The sequence below is a fragment of the Oscillibacter acetigenes genome (assembly GCF_025567605.1).
In the GTDB taxonomy this organism is placed as follows: domain Bacteria; phylum Bacillota; class Clostridia; order Oscillospirales; family Oscillospiraceae; genus Oscillibacter; species Oscillibacter welbionis.
This window is the reverse complement of record NZ_JAOQKG010000001.1, coordinates 198010-215079: the sequence shown is the minus strand read 5'-3', so window position 1 is coordinate 215079 and position 17070 is coordinate 198010. Positions and strand designations below refer to the sequence as shown.

Sequence of the window (17070 nt, the reverse complement as noted above, 5' to 3'; positions counted from 1 at the left end):
CGCGGACGCCTGTACAGGCGTCCGCGTTTTTGATGGCATGAAATGCCGGAAAGACGCTATGCTGGAAGTATCCCCCAATTCGGAAGGAGCTGCTTCCATGACAGTTTCAGAGTGGATCGCGTATGTGGACCAGCGGGTCTGGGGCCCGGGAATGCTGGTGCTGCTGATGGGCACCGGCGTCTTCCTCACCCTGCGCACCCGCTTTCTCCCCTGGCGGAACCTGGGCTGGGCGCTGAAAAGTGTTCTCGGCCGTGACTCCCGCGCCAAGGCAGGCGGGGCCGGCGATGTGTCCCCCTTCTCCGCCCTGATGACCACGCTGGCCGCCACCATCGGTACCGGAAACATCGTGGGCGTGGCCACGGCCTTGGTGGCGGGCGGCCCCGGCGCCTTGGTGTGGATGGAGATCTCCGCCCTCTTCGGCCTTTCCTCCAAGTGCGCGGAGTGCCTGCTGGCCGTCAAGTACCGCCAGCGGGACGCCGGCGGCGAAATGCGCGGCGGCCCCATGTATACCATGTGCGCCGCCCTGCGGTGGAAGCGGCTGGGAGGTGCCCTGGCCTTTCTCTTCGCCCTCTTCACAGTTCTGGCCTCCCTGGGCATGGGGGACATGGCCCAGGCCAATTCCATCGCCGGGGCGCTGGCCGACAGCTTCTCCGTTCCGGCCCGGACCACCGGGGTGGCAGTGGCTCTGCTGGCTCTCGTGGTCATTCTGGGCGGTATCCGGCGGATTGCCGGAGTCTGCTCCGTGGTGGTGCCCCTCATGGCGGTCCTTTACCTGCTGGCGGGCACCGCAGTGCTGCTGGGGCATCTGTCCGCTCTGCCCGGAGCCGTGGCAGAGATGTTCCGCCTGGCCTTCTCTCCCGCCGCCGCTGCGGGTGGCGCGGCGGGGACTATGACCGCCTCCGCCCTGAACGCCGCTCGCTGGGGCATTGCCAGAGGCTGCTTTTCCCACGAGGCGGGCATGGGCTCCGCCGCCATCCCTGCTGCCTCCGCCGCCACAGACAGCCCCGCCCGCCAGGGGTATGTGAACATGACCGGCGTATTCTTCGACACCACAGTGATCTGCACAGTCACGGGCCTGTGCATCTGCGCCTCCGGCGTGCTGGGGACTGCCGACGCTTCCGGCGGGCAGGTAAACGGCGTGGCCCTCACCGCCCTGGCCTTTAAGACCGTGCTGGGCCCCCTGGGGGGGCTGCTGGTCTCCCTGGGGATCGTGCTGTTCGCCTTCTCCACCATCCTGGGATGGGAGTTCTGCGGGGAAACGGCCTTTGCATTTCTCTTCGGCCGCCGGGCCATCCCTCTCTATCGAATTCTCTTCGCCCTGGCGGCCTTTCTGGGCGCCACTCAGAGCCTGGAGGTGGTATGGAATCTCTCCGACATCTTCAACGCCCTGATGGCAGTGCCCAACCTGATCTCCCTGCTCCTCCTCTCCGGCACCGCCGCCCGGGAGCTGGAGGCCTTCCAGCCGGAGATCCGCCGCGGGCGGAGACTCCGGCAGAGGCGGGCCGTCCGGCGGGCACTCTGAGTCCGCTTTCTTCAGGTGCCACCGACGGGGGCCGCCTGCCCCTGCCGGCATGTCCGGGACCGTGTGCAGGTCCGTCTCCCCATTCGGATGGGAAATGGCGGAATTCGTGAATTTTTTTCTGGAGGAGTTGCTTTTTTCCAGTTTGATGGTAAGATAAAGTACGGTAAAAATTTTAAACAAAGGACTTGATACCATGACCAAAATTGATATTGTCTCCGGCTTCCTTGGCGCCGGCAAGACCACTCTTATCAAAAAGTTGCTGGCGGAGGCCTTTCCCGGCGAAAAGCTGGTGCTGATCGAGAACGAGTTCGGCGAGATCAGCATTGACGGCGGCTTTCTGAAGGAGTCCGGCGTGCAGATCAGCGAGATGTCCGCCGGGTGCATCTGCTGCTCCCTGGTGGGGGACTTCCACAAGGCGTTGAAGGACGTGCAGGCTCAGTTCCACCCGGACCGCATCCTCATCGAGCCCTCCGGCGTGGGCAAGCTGTCCGACGTGATCGTGGCGGTGCAGAACACCGCCGATGAGACCGACGACATGAAGCTGAACAGCTTCGTCACCGTGGCGGACGCCACCAAGGTGAAGGTCTACATGAAGAACTTCGGCGAGTTCTACAACAACCAGATCGAGGCCGCCGGCACCATCATCCTCTCCCGGACCCAGAAGATGAGCCAGGAGAAGCTGGAGGCCGCCGTGGCCATGCTGCGGGAGAAGAACGCCGACGCCGCCATCCTCACCACCCCCTGGGACCAGCTGGACGGCAAGACCATCCTGGCGGCCATTGAAAAGGTGTCCCTGGCGGACGAGCTGCTGGGGAAGATGCGCGCCGAGCACGCCGCCGATGAGGCGGAGCACGAGCATGCGCATCACCACCATGACCACGAGCATGCGCATGAGGAGCACGAACACCATCACGATCATGACCATCACGACCACGAGGAGCATGACCACCATCACGATCACGATGAACACGCGCATCACCATGACCACGACCACGAGTGCGACGATCCCAACTGCTCCTGCCACCACCATCACCACCACGCCGACGAGGTGTTCACCTCCTGGGGCAAAGAGACCCCCAAGGTGTTTGCCCAGGCGGACATTGAGCGGATCCTCACGGCCCTGGACTCCGGCGACTACGGCAAGATCCTGCGGGCCAAGGGCATCGTGAACGGCGAGGGCGGCAAGTGGATCGAGTTCGACTTCGTCCCCGAGGAGCATGAGGTCCGGGCAGGCCATCCCGACTACACCGGCCGGCTGTGTGTCATCGGCGCCGAGCTGCAGGAGGACAAGCTCTCCCAGCTCTTCGGTCTGTGAACTCTTTTCTTGAAAGACTGTAACCACACTTGATATTGCTGCACAAAATCAAGTGGAGTCCGTCCCCGAAGTAGGGAAAAGAGCCAAAAGAGCTTCAGCGCGCCGCGGTGGCCGGTGTGAGGGACTGTCAGAGTCGAAAGTCAGATTTCCTGCTGTCCGGGCGCCCGTTCCGCGTATTTTACCCGAAAGGAAATGCACATTATAATGGCAGACATTCCTGTTTATCTGGTGGCCGGCTTTCTGGATGCCGGCAAGACCAATTTCATCAACGGCATCCTGGAGGACGGCTTCGCCCGCCAGGATCCCACCCTGCTGCTCTGCTGCGAAGAGGGCGAGGAGGAGTACGAGAAAAACGCTTTGGACAACGTGACGGTCATCACCATTGAGGACGAGGAGGACCTGAAGTGCTCCTACCTGAAGGAGCTGGAGAAAGAGTACCACCCCAAACAGGTGCTGATCGAGTACAACGGCATGTGGCAGATGGAGCGGCTGTACCGGGAGGTTCTGCCCGCCAACTGGGTGCTGTACCAGATCATGACCTTCGTCTACGCCCCCACCTTTGAGATGTACGCCAAGAATATGGGCCAGCTGATGATGGAGAAAATCACCAACGCGGACATGCTGGTGTTCAACCGCTGTACGCCGGAGCTGCGGGACGCCCTGCGGAAGCGGAACCTTCGGATGGTGAACCGTCGGGCTGACATTTACCTGGAGATGGAGGACGGCACCAGCGAGGACTACCTCACCGGCGACGAGTGCCCCTTCGACCTGAGCCAGGACCTGATCGACGTGCCGGACGACGACTTCGGTGTGTGGTATGTGGACGTGATGGATCACCCGGACCGCTGGGCGGGCAAGATGGTCCACATGAAGCTTATCATGTGCCACTCCAAGAAGTACCCGGGCATCCACTGCCCCGGCCGCTTTGTCATGACCTGCTGTGAGAACGACATCCAGTTCATGGGTCTCATCGCCAAGGGCATGAACCTGAACCAGTACCAGAACCGGGACTGGGTGGAGGTCACCGGCCGGATGGCGGTGGAGAAGCACGCCGCTTACAAGGGCAAGGGGCCGGTGATGCATGTGATCTCCATCGGGCCCTGTGAGAAGCCCCAGCAAGAAGTCGTGACGTTCTAAGAGGGGAGCGGGCTCCCCTCCTAACCACCCTACCACCAGTCTGCGGACTGGTGTGTGCCCAAGGCGCACGGATCAACGTATTTTCGGCAGGCGCATGTCCTGCCGAAAATGGATCCGAATTTCTTCGAAATTCGATACGGGGTGTATAACCTTGCTGCAAAAATCCCCTCCGTTGTTGAACGGAGGGGATTTTTGTCTTATGCGAGACCAAGCGCCCAAGGATTCTCATCGGGCAGGCCCCGGCCCGTCTCCCAGCGGCTCACGGCCTTGTCCGTCACGTGGAGCCGTTCCGTCAGTTCCCCCTGGCTCCAGTTCTTCTCTTTTCGGCGCCGGGCGATCAGCCCGCCGGTGGCTTTTGCGTCCATGCCATCCGCTCCTTTTCCAGCCATATCATACCACAAAACTGTCTCAAAGGCACTCTACACTTCGCAGGAGCCTTGCTTTTTTCCGGAAAATCCTTATAATGGAGGTATTCTGTGTGTGTGGAAATCCAACCAGAAAGGACCGTCTGCTCTTGAAGCTCCATGACCATTTTCCCAAAGTCCGACTGCCCCTGTGGGCCACGCTTCTGGCCGCTGTGCTGCTGGCGGGCGCCATCACTCTGCTGGCGCTCTGGTGCCAGCCCAATGCCCTGCGGAGCGTCCTGGCCGTCTTCCGGGCGCAGCCGCTGCTGATTATCCTGAACTGCCTGCCGGTGGGGATGCTGCTGCTGGTGTTCACCTGCCTGCTCCGGAACGTGTTCTTCGCCGGGGCGCTGGCGAACTTCGCCGTCTGCGCCCTGTCTATCGCCAACCGCATCAAGATCGAGGTACGGGACGAGCCGGTGTTTCCCCGGGACTTTGCCCTGCTGAAAGAAGCGGGCAGCGCTGTGGGGACTTACGACATCCAGTTCCCGGTGCCGTCCATCGCCGCCGTCGTGGTGTTCTCGCTGGTGCTGGTGGCCCTGGGGCTTTTCGTAGGCAGCCGCCCCTTCCCCATCGCCCGGCTCCGCGGCTGGGTGGGAAGCCTGCTGGGGGCTGCCGCCAGCTTTGCCGTGCTGGCAGGACTGATCCTGACAGTCTATGCCTCCAATGATCTGTACAACTCCTTCCGGGTATCCAACGCCTACTATATTCCCTCCGTGTTCAACGAGCTGGGGTTCCCCTACTGCTTCTGCCACCAGTTCACCACCTACCCGGTGGACAAGCCTGAGGGCTTCAGTCGGTCGGAGGCGGCCGGCTGGGACCAGGGCGGCGACACCGGTCTGGGGAAGGATGTGAACGTCATTATGGTGATGGATGAGGCCTTCTCCGATATCACGGACAGCGACGCTTTCGCTTTCACAGCGGAGAACGACCCCCTGCCCAACCTCCACGCCCTGCGGGAGGATCCCCACGCCGTCGCCGGCCATATCGTGGTGCCCGGCTTCGCCGGCGGCACTGCCAACACGGAATTCGACGTGCTGACAGGCATGCAGACCAACGCGCTCGCTGCCGGAACGACCTCCTCCTTCCGGGTGGTAAACCGGAACCTGGACAGCCTCTTCCGGGTGTTTGGCGGCGATGGCTACCACACCTCCTTCTTCCACCCGGGGGACGACTGGTTTTACAACCGGGAGAACGTCTACCGCTGGTTCGGGGCGGAGGAGACCGTATTTGCTGACCAGATGGAGGCGCTTGCATACAAGGGCCGCTGGGTCACGGATGACTACATGGCGGGCCTGATTGAACAGGAATTCGCGGACACTGTGGCCGCTGGCGAGACGCTGTTCCACTACACAACCACCATTCAGAACCACATGTCCTACACCCTGGACAAGTACGGCGAGAGCTATGCCTATCCGGAGGTGCCGCTGAACACGGCGGTGTCCGACGAGGTGGAGACGCTGCTGAGAGTCTACACCGAAGGGGCTCGGGACGCGGACGCCATGCTGGGCCGCCTGGTGGACACCTTCTCCGCCGTGGAGGAGCCGGTGGTGCTGGTGTTCTTCGGAGACCATCTGCCCTATCTGGGCGACAACCAGCTGGCCTACGCGGAACTGGGCTTCACGGCCCGGCCGGAGTGGGACGCACTGACCTCCTACGAGACGCCCTATGTGATCTGGGCCAATGACGCCGCCGCGCAGGCCCTGGACTGGGAGGCCGCCGTAGCGTCCCTGGACCTGCCGGAGGATGGGCGGCTCTCCGCCAGCTTCCTGGGGGCCGCGGTGCTGGAGCTCACCGGGCGGACCGGGGAGAGCCCCTGGTTCGACTTTCTGAACCAGCTGCGCCGGGAGCTGCCTGTGGTGCAGAAGCAGGCGTATCAGCTGGCAGACGGCACAGTGACGGACCAGCTGACGGAGGAACAGGCGGCGAAGATCGCCAAATGGCGTCAGTGGAGCTACTACAAGCTGATGTATAAGGAGATCGACTGAAAACGGCCCCCGGTGGACAGTGTCCGCCGGGGGCCGTTCTTTTCTTGACAGGTCTGACTGCCCTTGATACAATGGAGAAAAGCCCCATCTTTTGAAAGGATGTGCGCCCCATGAAGTCCTGGTCTCAACGGGAACTGGCGCTGGCTGTGCTGGTGGTCTTTGCCGCACCGGCTATCCCCTATGTCACCTCCCGCTTGCTGGGGGATTTGTCGTCTCTTTTCCTTGGGACAGTTCCTCTCATAGGGACGCTCTTGTCTCTGTTCCTCTACGCTTGTATCTCTGCCCTGGTGACGGGGGGCCGTTTTTTCTCTGGGCCCGGAGAGGCCGCCGGATCTGGCCCTGGGTCTTGGCTCTGGCGGTCTGCCTGGGTCTATTCCGTCTTTTGTGTATAGACATAAATGCCACTAACAATCTGCTGGCACTTGTTACTGGCTATCACAACAATGAGTCCACCGCTTTCCACCTGCTCTACCTACGGGTATGCTACAGCGGAATGCTGTTTGGGGTGGCCTTGGCGGCCATTGTCGCCTGGTTCCTTCGCAAAATCAACTCCTGACAAGAAAGCCGCCCGGAGCCGTTGGCTCCGGGCGGTTCGGTGTGGAGCTCCCGCCCCTGATGGATCGGGACATTGGCCGGCCCATGGAAAGCTAGGCCGTGTGGAATTCCGGCCCGGAATCCCGTGCTCCTTTGCCTACATCCCCTCCAGCGGTTGCAGCTCCGTTCCTTCCGGGAAGGCCCCGGCATAGGAGACGCCTACCGCATCCAGCAGCTCCAGCCGCATCCGGCAGAAACTCCCGCCGCCGGTGATGCAGAACACGTTTTCCCCCTGCCGCAGCGTCACCGGCCAGTTGCTCCAGATGGCGCCGTATGCCTCCTCCGATGCCCCCTGCAGTTCCCAGGACTCCCCACCGGCCAGACACACCGTCACCGGCTGGTCCTGGGAGGCATAGGTGCAGTTCACCGTGGTCGTGCAATCCTCCTCCACGGCGACATAGAGAAACGCCGCCGGTTCCTGCCGGGTGGTCAGGGAGAATTCTGCCGTGATCGGATCATCGGCAACCGTCAGGGTTTCAAACTGCGGCCCTGCCGGGGTCTCGGCGGTCTCTTTCCGTTCTGTCTCTGGAAACGCCGACAGATCCTCCGGAATATCTTCCAGGCGGCCGCAAGCCGCCATGAGAAAGCAGCAGATCAGGATCAAAACACAGTGTTCCTTCTTCATGAAAATACCAGTCCTTTCCTCACGCTCTGTTTATCAAACGAAATGGCTGCATCCTTTTCCTCATCTCCCGCAAAAAAGCCAGCGGCTGTGCCGCTGGCTTTCAGACGTTCTCGTTTTTCGGGTGAAAATGTTCCCACACCGCCTGGGCGGCGGCCCGGGGCACCACGGCGGCAAGGGTCTCCACATCCGCCTCCCGGATGGCCTTGATGGTGCCGAAGTGTTTCCGCAGCTCCGCCCGCCGCTTCTCGCCCACACCGGGGATACCGTCCAGGGCGGAGCGGGTGGCGCTTTTGCTGTGGCTCTCGTGGTGGTAGGTGATGGCAAAGCGGTGGGTCTCCTCCTGGATCTGGCCGATGAGGGAGAACACCGCCTGCTGGGTGACGATGCCGATCTCCCGGCCCTCCGGCGTCACCAGGGCCCGGGTTCGGTGGCGGTCATCCTTCACCATGCCGAAGATGGGCACATCCACACCGAATTCCCAGGCCACCGTCTGCGCTGCCCGGGCGTGGGTCTCGCCGCCGTCGATCAGAAACACGTCCGGCAGGGGCAGAAACTTCTCGTCCCCATCCGCTGCCCGCTGGAGCCGTCGGCGCAGCACCTCCTGCACGGAGGCGTAGTCATCCGGATGTCCCTCCAAAGACTGGATGCGGAAACGGCGGTAGGCGGACTTCAGCGGCCGGGTGCCGCTGTATACCACCATGGAGGCCACGATGTCGCTCTTTCCCGTGTTGGAGATGTCGAAGGACTCCATCCGCTTCGGAGGCTCCGGCAGATTCAGCATCTTCCCCAGCAGCTCCAGGGTGTAGGCAGTCCGCTCCTCCACGGTGGTGGCTCGCTCTGTCTCCTCCTGGGCGTTCCGCTGGGCCATGGCCCGCAGCTCCGCCTTCTCTCCCCGCTGGGGCACGTGGACCCATACCTTGTGGCCCGCCCGCTTCGTCAGGACCTCCGACAGCTCTTCGCAGTCCTCCGTCTCCATGGGCAGCAGGATCTCGTGGGGCAGGATGGCCCGGGGAAGGTAGTACTGGGCCGTCAGGGCGGAGAGCATCTCGGCCTCCGACTCCTCGTTGGGGGCGGAGAACAGCTCCGTCTCCCGGCCGGCCAGATTTCCCTCCTCCATGTGGAGAATGGCGTAACAGCTCTTGCCGGATCCCCGGTACAGTCCCCAGATGTCCGTATCGGCACAGAGGCCCGCGATCACCGTCTGCTTTTTGCTGAGGGCACCGATGGCGTTAATCCGGTCCCGGAGCAGCGCCGCCTGCTCGAAGTGGAGGGCCTCCGCCTCCGCCTCCATCTCGGCGGTCATGTCCCGGAGCAGCTGCTTGCTCCTCCCCTCCAGCAGCTGCACCGCCTGCTCGATCCGGCGGTTATACGCTTCTGCTGTCATCTCCGGCCGGCAGAATCCGTCGCACCGGCCCATGTGGAAGTTCAGACAGGGGCGCTCTGCCCCGATATCCCGTGGGAATTTCCGGCTGCAGGTAGGCAACCGCAGGGCCACACACACCGCGTCCAGGGCCTGGCGGGTCTCGAACCGACCGCCGAAGGGCCCAAAGTACCGGGCGGAGTCATTGGCCATCTTGTTCACCAGGGAGAAGCGGGGGTATGCCTCTTTGGACAGGCGGACGAAGGGGTACCCCTTGTCGTCCTTCAGCAGGATGTTGTAGCGGGGCATGTGCCGCTTGATAAGGGAGTTCTCCAGCACCAGGGCCTCGAACTCGCTGGTGACGAAGATGGTGTCGAAGCGGTCCACCTGAGACACCATGTTCCGCGTCTTGGCGGTGTGGGAGGCGCTGTCCTGGAAATACTGGCTCACCCGGTTTTTCAGCTTCTTGGCCTTGCCCACGTAGATGACCCTGCCTGTTTTATCCATCATCAAATAGACGCCCGGCACCAGTGGCAGGTCGTTGGCCTTCTCCCGCAGCTCTTCCTTTGTCACGCCCGCCGCCTCCTCGCATAAAAGATACACGGCCTTGCGCGCCGCAGGGCCGTGTCGTACTTCCTGTATCGAATGTGTTATTCGCCGAAGTTGTCCTTGACCAGTTCCACCAACGCCTCGACAGCCTCTTTCTCATCGGCGCCGTCGGCGATCAACGTAATGGTGGTGCCCTTCACGATGCCCAGGGACAGAACGCCCAGCAGGCTCTTGGCATTGACGCGGCGATCCTCCTTTTCAACCCAGATGCCGCTCTTGAACTCATTTGCTTTCTGGATAAAGAACGTGGCCGGTCTTGCGTGCAGACCTACCTCATTATTTACGGTGATCTCCTGTGTATACATGATCCAGCTCTCCTTTTCTATACCAAGTCAACCAAGTCTGTTCCAACAGCTCCACATGATAACCGATGATTTTTCTGATAACATCATACCCGGTTTTACACAGACAGTCAACGGCGTTTTTCACAAACATTTTAAAATTTCCAGGAAACCGTACACAGTCTTTTCGTCTTTTAGCCTATCTTTCACAATTTTCCGGCAGTTACCCCCTCTTTTTTATCTATTTCTACAAGGGCGGCTGGAGACGCAGACAGGGGACCTCCCAAAAGGAGGTCCCCTGTGGACAGTGGGATCAATAGTTCTCGGCCTTCACCTGGAAGTAGGCCTGGGGGTGCTTGCACACCGGGCACACCGCCGGCGCGCTCTCGGCGATCTCCACATGGCCGCAGTTGCGGCAGAACCACATGACCTTCTCGCCCTTCTTGAAGACCTCGCCCTTCTTCAGGTTGTCCAGCAGCTTTAAGTACCTCTCCTCGTGGGTCTTCTCGATCTTGGCCACGCCCTCGAACTGGGCGGCCAGCGCCAGGAAGCCCTCCTCCTCGGCGGTCTTCGCCATCTCGGCGTACATCTTGGTCCATTCCTCGTTCTCGCCTGCAGCGGCAGCCACCAGGTTCTCCTCAGTGCTGCCGATGCCGTCCAGGGCCTTGAACCACAGCTTGGCGTGCTCCTTCTCATTCAGAGCGGTTTCCTGGAAGATGGCCGCGATCTGCTCGTAGCCCTCTTTCTTGGCCTTGCTGGCAAAATAGTCGTACTTGTTCCGGGCCTGGGACTCCCCGGCGAACGCGATCCACAGATTGGCTTCCGTCTTGCTGCCCTTCAGTTCCATGTGTCTGACTCCTTTCAAATTTTACAATTGTCTCTTTTTTCCTCTGGTCTATACTCATGCCGGCCGTCCTGTCCCGCACAGCGCGGGCAGTGTCCGGTGAATATCAGGGTGTGGCCCGTGACCACGCAGCCCCGGGCCGCAGCCAGACGGTCCAGCCTCTCGTCATAGGGCACAGTCTCCAGATCCAGCACAGCCCCGCAGGCGCGGCAGCGGAAATGGGTATGGGGCCGAGTCACCGCGTCAAAGCGGGTCACAGGGCCGTCCAGCTCTGTCAACCGCCCCTCCCGGGCCATCTGCTGGAGATTGCGGTACACGGTCCCCAGGCTCAGCCGGGGCATCTCCGGCTTCAGCTGCTGATAGACCATCTCCGCCGTGGGATGGGCGCGGCTCTCCAGCACAGTCTGGTAGATCCGCTCCCGCTGCTGGGAAAAACGCTGCGGCATAGGCTTTCTTCCTTAAATAGTAATAATTACTATTATTTATATATCATATCCTGCTGGAAAATGCAAGCACTTTTTCAAAATTCGGACAACATTCGACTGTCCGGCGCTGGCGGAAACTTCCGCTGCTAAATCCAGACGCCACGGAGACAATAACACCTGGGTATCGCGAAACAAACGCCCGCGCAAAGGGAGGTCAACCCATGAAAAGACAGTTTACGCTCTTGCTGGCCTCTGTCCTGGTGGTGTTTGCCCTGACCGCCTGCGGCGGCAACGACAAAGACACCAACCAAGATAACAACGGCCAAAACACGGTCGGAGAGGATATCCAGAACGCTGGCGAAGACATCATGGATGCCGGCGAGGACATCCTGGACCCCGACAACAACAATAGCAACAAGGACAACGGGACCGGCGATCACAAGAACGACCAGAACACCACCGACAGAGGTGACAGTGCCCTCACCGGCGGCGACACCACCGTGGAGGATGCCGTCACCAAGCAGAACAGCCGTCCCGGCGTATCCTACGGACAAATGCTGCGCAATGCCCGGGTCCACGATTCCGACGGGCTTCTGACGGACCACGAAAATGCCGCCAGCGGCCGCACAGCATAAAAACGGACAGAGAAGCGTTTTGCCTGCTTGAACAGGAAGACGGCGCGCAGAAAACACACAGGGCCGCGGCAACAGCTGCGGCCCTGTCTTTTTCCGAAAGGGCTTGGGAAGGTCCTTGCCTTTTCCAGGGAACATGGTACAATAAGGCAAAGCATACATTTTGTGGAAAAGGAGCCGCTATGAGCACTGTGAAAGAACCCCTCCACCCCCTGAGGACAGCCCGGTACCTGTGGCTGGGCATCCTTCTCTGCGCCCTGGTGGGCGGCGCCTGCTTTCTGGGCGGGCGGTGGTCCGCCGGCCGGTCTGAGACAGCGAAAATAGACACGGTCGTCCTGCAGAATCAGCTGTCGGAGATCCGGGAGCTGGCCACGGTCACCTACGCCTACACCAACATGGCCCAGTTCGAGAGCAGCAACGACTTCTACGGGGTGAAAATCCCCTTCACCACCAAGTCCTTCATCCTTACCTACGACGGCACCGTCAAGGCCGGGGTGGACCTGGACGGGGCGGAGGTGTCCGTCAGCGGCACCACGGTCACCATCACACTGCCGGAGGCGGAGATCCTCTCCCACGAGATCGATGAGGACAGCATGGAGGTGTTCGACGAGAAGACCTCCATCTTCAATCCCTTCACAGTGGAGGATTTCACCTCCTTCCAGTCGGATCAGAAGGCAGCCATGGAGGAAAAGGCCCTGTCCCGCGGGCTTCTGGCGGAGGCTCGCGCCAAAGCCGTCTCCAGCGTAGAGCAGCTGTTTGCCGCCGCACTGCCGGACACATACACCGTCACGGTCCAATAAAAAACAGAGGCGGAGCCGCGGCTCCGCCTCTTCTCATGCCAGGATATAGTCCCCCAGGGCCTCCGGCGTGTCCGCCAGATGGTCCGCCCCGGCGTCCTCCAGCTCCTGCCGGCTCCGAAATCCCCAGGTGACGCCGCAGGCCGTCAGGCCGCCGTTGTGGGCCGTTTGCATATCCACGCCGCTGTCTCCCACAAACAACGTCTCCTCCGGGCGCACTGCCAGGTCGGCCAGCAGAGCGTGGATGCCCGCCGGGTCCGGCTTCACCGGCACTCCCTTGACTTGGCCCCGCACCAGATGGAAGACACCGGGAAAGTAGTGTTCCACGATCTCCCGGCAAAAGCCGTCCGCCTTGTTGGAGTAAACCGCCAGGGTCACTCCCCGTCTCCCCAGCCGCTCCAGCAGTGCCGGGATGCCGTCATAGGGCCGTGTCTCGTCCATGTTGTGGGCGCCGTAATAGGCGGAAAACTGGGCGAGAGTATTGGCCAGCAGCAGGGGACTGCGGCTCTTCTCCGGAGAAAACCGCCGCACCAGATTGGGGATTCCATGGCCCACCATGGTCTTGAACTCCTCTGCGGAGTACTCCGGCCAGCCGTTCCGGCGGCAGACCCAGTTTCCGGCATTGGTCAGGTCCTGAATCGTGTCCAGCAGGGTGCCGTCCAGGTCAAAGATCACTGTATGATACATGGCCCGTCTCCTTTGTTCTTCGGTAAGATTGTTTTTATTTTATCAATTTCTCCGCACCGCTACAACTGGCATTCAAACCGAAAGGCGCGGTTTTCACCGCGCCTTTTTTATGAAAGTTTCCCGTCATTTCACAGGGGGCAGGGCTTCCAACCCCTCCCGGTCAGCAGAACACATTCCCGGAAACCCGCCGCTCTTGCCAGCTCCGCCGCCTGGCCGTAGCCGTACACGACCGTTTCCGGGCTGTGGGCGTCGGCGGTGAGGATGATCTGTCCTCCCATGCCCCGCCACTCCCGCAGAAGGAACACCGCCGGATAGGGCGTGTCCCGGTATCCCCGGGAGATGGCGCCGGTGTTGACCTCCAGCAGCGTGGCATCCGGGTCCGTGTGGTGCAGGGCCTCCAGCGCCGCCGTGCGGCAGCGGGGATCGTCCTCGTCAAACAGGGCATTTCCCCGATTCAGCTTGGTCACCAGGTCAATGTGGCCCAGAATGGCGGGTCTTCGGTCCGCCATGGCGGCTACATCCCGGTAGTAGCCCTCTGTCAGGGCCAGCATATCGCCGCCGAACATCTGGTCCCGGCAGGCGATCAGCCGCTCCCGGTCCCAGTCTATGCCATGGTACTTCCCGGTCTTCGGGTCATAGAGGTTGTGGACGGAGCCGATCCAGTAGTCCGCCCAGTCCGGAACCGGCTGTGCGGACCGGCTGTCCTGCTCGATACCCAGCAGGACCTCCATCTGTCCGGCGTATTCCTCCCGGAGGCGTAGCACCTGCTCCCGGTATTCCGCCGGATCGGTTGGCAGGACGTTGCCCGCGTCGTGGGGGATCTCCGTGTGGCTGTGGCCGGAGGCGCCGAAGAAGCGGACCCCTGCCGCATACGCGGCCGCAGCCATCTCCGCCAGGGTTCCCTTCCCGTCGCAGAGAACGGAGTGGGTGTGGACGGAGCAGCATTCCGGTGTCAGATTCATTGCATCCGCTCCTGCTTCACCTTGTGGTCGATGACATGGCGCTTCTCCAACTCCGCCGTCACGTCCTCCAGGGTGATGCCCATCTGGACCATCAGCACCATCACATGGTAGGTCAGGTCGGCGATCTCATAGATGGTCTCCTCCCTGTCCTCCTTGCGGCCGCCGATGATGACCTCGGTGCACTCCTCACCCACCTTCTTCAGGATCTTGTCCAGGCCCTTTTCAAAAAGATAAGTGGTGTAGCTGCCCTCCTTGGGATCGGTCTTCCGCCCTTGGATCAAGCGGTACAGGCCCTCATAGCTGAAAGCCTTCAACTCCTCGGAGAGGTAGACCGGCCGGAAGAAGCAGCTCTCCGCCCCGGTGTGGCAGGCGGGGCCGTCCTTCACCACCTCCACCACCAGGGCGTCCTTGTCACAGTCCGCGGTGATGGACACCACATGCTGGACGTTGCCGGAGGTCTCCCCCTTGCGCCAGAGCTGCTGGCGGCTGCGGGAGAAGAAGCAGGTCCGGCCCTCGTCAATGGTGATGGCCAGGCTCTCTGCGTTCATGTAGGCCAGGGTCAGGACCTCCTTGGTGTAGTGGTCCTGGACGATGGCGGGGATCAGGCCGTTTGCGTCAAATTTCAAATCCATGGTGCTGTCTCCTTTTCTTGGGTATGCCGCCCGTGGGCGGCTGGGACTCCGCTTCCCGTCCGGGACCGGGCGTTCTGTCAGATCCGCATCTCCACGCCTTGCGCCCGCAGATAGTGCTTCAGCTCCTTGATATCCACCTGCCGGGTGTGGAAGATGGACGCCGCCAGCCCCGCATCGATGCCGGGGTGGGTGAAGAGCTGGGCAAAGTCCTCCATTTTCCCGGCGCCGCCGCTGGCGATGATGGGCACGCTCACCCGTGATGCCAGGGCGTCCAGCATCTCCAGGTCAAAGCCCTGCTTGACGCCGTCGGTGTCGATGGAGTTCAACACGATCTCCCCGGCGCCGTCGGCCACGCCCCGGGCGGCCCACTCCATAGCGTCGATGCCGGTGTCCTCCCGGCCGCCCTTGGCGAAGAGGCGGAACTGCCCGTCCACCCGCTTCACGTCCATACTGAGCACCACGCACTGGTCGCCGTACTTCTTGGCTGCCGCGCCGATGATGGTGGGGTCCGCGATGGCGCCGGAGTTGACGCTCACCTTGTCGGCGCCGCATTTCAAGACCCGGTCAAAGTCCTCCAGCGTCCGGATGCCGCCCCCTACCGTCAGGGGAATGAAAATCTCGCCCGCAACCCGCCGCAGGATGTCCGTAAACAGGTTCCGGCCCTCCGCAGAGGCGGTGATGTCATAGAATACCAGCTCGTCCGCCCCGGATTCGTTGTAGAACCGGGCCATCTCCACCGGGTCTGCCATATCCCGCAGACCCTCAAAGTTGGTCCCCTTCACCACCCGGCCGTCCTTCACGTCCAGGCAGGGGATGATCCGCCTGGCTAACATGCGCCCACCTCCCGGATGACCGTTTTTAAATCCAGACGGCCCGTGTACAGGGCCTTGCCCAGAATGGCGGCTTTGGCCCCGATCTTCCGGAGCTCCCGCAGCTCCTCCAGACTGCTGACGCCGCCGGAGGCGGTGATGTCCAGGCCCTCAATTTTTGCCAGCTCCCGGTAGAGCGCCAGATTGGTGCCCTGTTCCGCCCCATCCCGGCTGATGTCCGTATAGATGACGGTCTGGACGCCCGCGTCCCGGAGGCGGCGGCAAAAGTCCACGCCCTTTTCCGCAGACAGCTCCTTCCAGCCGCTGACGGCCACGTAGCCGTCCCGGGCGTCCACCCCCACGGCGATCCGGTCGCCGTATGTTTGGGCCATCCGCTCCGTGAAGTCGAAATCCTTCACCGCGATGGTGCCCAGGATGCACCGGCCCACACCCAGATCCAGGTACCGGCGGATGCGGTCCTCGTCCCGGATTCCGCCGCCCACCTCGATGTAGAGGCCACCCTGTCCGGCAATGGCGGCGATGGTGTCAAAGTTGGCCAGGGTGCCGTCCTTGGCGCCGTCCAGGTCCACCACATGGAGGTATCCGGCACCGGCAGCGATGAAGTCCCGGGCCACGGCGCAGGGGTCCTGGGCGTAGACCGTCTCTTTGTCATAGTCTCCCTGATACAGGCGGACCACCTGTCCGCCCCGCAGGTCAATGGCGGGAAAAATCTGCATAGACCACGTCTCCTCTGTCAATCTTTGTTCTTGTTGTCCAGAAGCACCAGCACCAGACCGATGATCCCACAGAGCAGACCCACCGGGGCCCAATAGGCCCGCATCCAACTAAGAATCGTGAGCGCAGGGGGCTCAAATCCGACCAATACCAGCAGAATGCCGAACAGGATCCAGGCAAAACCCAGCCAGATCCGCCTCATGCCGTCTCCTCCCAATCTAATTATAGGTGCTCCTTGCAGGAGAGCTCCTCCGCATCCAGCCGCAGGACGCACACGGCGTCCACCGCCGCGTCCGGAAAGGTCCAGTCCCCGCAGCAGGTAGCCTGGCGCATGATAGCCGCCAGACCCCGCCGCCTCTCTTCCGCCGTCTCTACCACACGGATGGGGCCCTCGCCGATGACGCTTTGAAACGCGGCGGTGTAGCCGCAGGCCGCCTCCGCCCCCTGAAGCCGGTAGCCGGTGTCCAGCTCGAACCCGGCCCAGCCGTTTCGGCGGACCAGGTCCACCTTCCGCCCCTCCGCGGCGCCGTGGAAGTAAAAGACATGGCGGCCGCCCTCCACCGTGTGGCCGAAGTTCACCGGCACCACGTAGACGCCTCTGCCGTCCTGAAGGCCCAGGCGGCAGACTTCACATGCGTCGATAACCGCCCGGACCTTCTCCGGAGCCGTGACGGCCCTGTCCTGTCGTCTCATAGGTCTCATGGCATCCTCC

General features: G+C 62.0%; 19 protein-coding genes. 6 read left to right on the top strand and 13 right to left on the bottom strand.

Annotated features, from left to right (window positions below; all coding sequences use genetic code 11):
* Positions 1-97 precede the first annotated feature (97 nt).
* The 3 genes from OCV80_RS01100 to OCV80_RS01090 all read left to right on the top strand — a co-directional run bounded on the left by OCV80_RS01100 (position 98) and on the right by OCV80_RS01090 (position 3974).
* On the top strand, positions 98-1522 hold the full coding sequence (locus tag OCV80_RS01100; RefSeq protein WP_119311591.1) for an alanine/glycine:cation symporter family protein: 1425 nt from the start codon (positions 98-100) through the stop codon (positions 1520-1522).
* 193 nt (positions 1523-1715) lie between these two features.
* Positions 1716-2837: a CobW family GTP-binding protein gene (locus OCV80_RS01095; RefSeq protein ID WP_119311592.1), complete on the top strand. Its 1122-nt coding sequence runs from the start codon at positions 1716-1718 to the stop codon at positions 2835-2837.
* Positions 2838-3041: 204 nt separating this feature from the next.
* On the top strand, positions 3042-3974 hold the full coding sequence (locus OCV80_RS01090) for a TIGR03943 family putative permease subunit (RefSeq protein ID WP_025544065.1): 933 nt from the start codon (positions 3042-3044) through the stop codon (positions 3972-3974).
* A 197-nt stretch (positions 3975-4171) separates the two neighbouring features.
* On the opposite strand, the gene OCV80_RS01085 is transcribed toward OCV80_RS01090, so the two are convergent.
* Entirely contained in the window at positions 4172-4339 is a 168-nt protein-coding gene (locus tag OCV80_RS01085; protein WP_081692082.1) for a helix-turn-helix transcriptional regulator, read from the bottom strand.
* A gap of 113 nt (positions 4340-4452) precedes the next feature.
* Here OCV80_RS01085 and OCV80_RS01080 point away from each other — a divergent pair, with 113 nt between their 5' ends.
* Positions 4453-6366, top strand: coding sequence for an LTA synthase family protein (locus OCV80_RS01080; protein WP_249390827.1), 1914 nt, complete (start codon positions 4453-4455; stop codon positions 6364-6366).
* 691 nt (positions 6367-7057) lie between these two features.
* Here OCV80_RS01080 and OCV80_RS01075 read toward each other — a convergent pair.
* From OCV80_RS01075 to OCV80_RS01055, 5 genes are all read right to left on the bottom strand, one after another.
* Entirely contained in the window at positions 7058-7585 is a 528-nt protein-coding gene (locus tag OCV80_RS01075; RefSeq protein ID WP_025544063.1) for a hypothetical protein, read from the bottom strand.
* Positions 7586-7685: 100 nt separating this feature from the next.
* Complete coding sequence (uvrC, locus tag OCV80_RS01070; RefSeq protein ID WP_136891011.1) at positions 7686-9518, bottom strand: excinuclease ABC subunit UvrC; 1833 nt, start codon at positions 9516-9518, stop codon at positions 7686-7688.
* A 77-nt stretch (positions 9519-9595) separates the two neighbouring features.
* Positions 9596-9859, bottom strand: coding sequence for an HPr family phosphocarrier protein (locus tag OCV80_RS01065; protein WP_021748136.1), 264 nt, complete (start codon positions 9857-9859; stop codon positions 9596-9598).
* Positions 9860-10148: 289 nt separating this feature from the next.
* The gene (gene rbr, locus OCV80_RS01060; protein ID WP_021748137.1) at positions 10149-10682 is read right to left on the bottom strand and encodes a rubrerythrin; all 534 of its coding nucleotides are present in this window, start codon (positions 10680-10682) and stop codon (positions 10149-10151) included.
* A 14-nt stretch (positions 10683-10696) separates the two neighbouring features.
* Positions 10697-11125: a Fur family transcriptional regulator gene (locus OCV80_RS01055; RefSeq protein ID WP_025544061.1), complete on the bottom strand. Its 429-nt coding sequence runs from the start codon at positions 11123-11125 to the stop codon at positions 10697-10699.
* A gap of 200 nt (positions 11126-11325) precedes the next feature.
* Here OCV80_RS01055 and OCV80_RS01050 point away from each other — a divergent pair, with 200 nt between their 5' ends.
* Both OCV80_RS01050 and OCV80_RS01045 read left to right on the top strand, forming a co-directional pair.
* Positions 11326-11739, top strand: coding sequence for an entericidin EcnA/B family protein (locus OCV80_RS01050; protein ID WP_021748139.1), 414 nt, complete (start codon positions 11326-11328; stop codon positions 11737-11739).
* Between the two features lie 179 nt (positions 11740-11918).
* Entirely contained in the window at positions 11919-12536 is a 618-nt protein-coding gene (locus tag OCV80_RS01045; protein ID WP_021748140.1) for a DUF4230 domain-containing protein, read from the top strand.
* Positions 12537-12569: 33 nt separating this feature from the next.
* Here OCV80_RS01045 and OCV80_RS01040 read toward each other — a convergent pair whose 3' ends face one another.
* From OCV80_RS01040 to OCV80_RS01010, 7 genes are all read right to left on the bottom strand, one after another.
* Positions 12570-13220, bottom strand: coding sequence for an HAD family hydrolase (locus tag OCV80_RS01040; RefSeq protein ID WP_021748141.1), 651 nt, complete (start codon positions 13218-13220; stop codon positions 12570-12572).
* A 128-nt stretch (positions 13221-13348) separates the two neighbouring features.
* Positions 13349-14182 carry a PHP domain-containing protein gene (locus OCV80_RS01035; protein ID WP_136891012.1) on the bottom strand — a complete coding sequence of 278 codons (834 nt, stop codon included), beginning with the start codon at positions 14180-14182 and terminating at the stop codon, positions 13349-13351.
* Entirely contained in the window at positions 14179-14814 is a 636-nt protein-coding gene (gene hisIE / locus OCV80_RS01030; protein ID WP_021748143.1) for a bifunctional phosphoribosyl-AMP cyclohydrolase/phosphoribosyl-ATP diphosphatase HisIE, read from the bottom strand. Before hisIE ends, OCV80_RS01035 begins: the two co-directional genes overlap by 4 nt.
* A gap of 77 nt (positions 14815-14891) precedes the next feature.
* A complete protein-coding gene (gene hisF / locus OCV80_RS01025) occupies positions 14892-15647 on the bottom strand; it encodes an imidazole glycerol phosphate synthase subunit HisF (RefSeq protein WP_136891014.1) in 756 nt (251 codons plus the stop codon).
* On the bottom strand, positions 15641-16360 hold the full coding sequence (gene hisA, locus OCV80_RS01020) for a 1-(5-phosphoribosyl)-5-[(5-phosphoribosylamino)methylideneamino]imidazole-4-carboxamide isomerase (RefSeq protein ID WP_136891015.1): 720 nt from the start codon (positions 16358-16360) through the stop codon (positions 15641-15643). Before hisA ends, hisF begins: the two co-directional genes overlap by 7 nt.
* A 17-nt stretch (positions 16361-16377) precedes the next feature.
* Complete coding sequence (locus OCV80_RS01015; protein ID WP_021748146.1) at positions 16378-16560, bottom strand: hypothetical protein; 183 nt, start codon at positions 16558-16560, stop codon at positions 16378-16380.
* 20 nt (positions 16561-16580) lie between these two features.
* Positions 16581-17060 (bottom strand): pyridoxamine 5'-phosphate oxidase family protein, encoded by a 480-nt coding sequence (locus OCV80_RS01010; RefSeq protein ID WP_267288148.1) that lies wholly within the window; start codon positions 17058-17060, stop codon positions 16581-16583.
* Positions 17061-17070 lie beyond the last annotated feature (10 nt).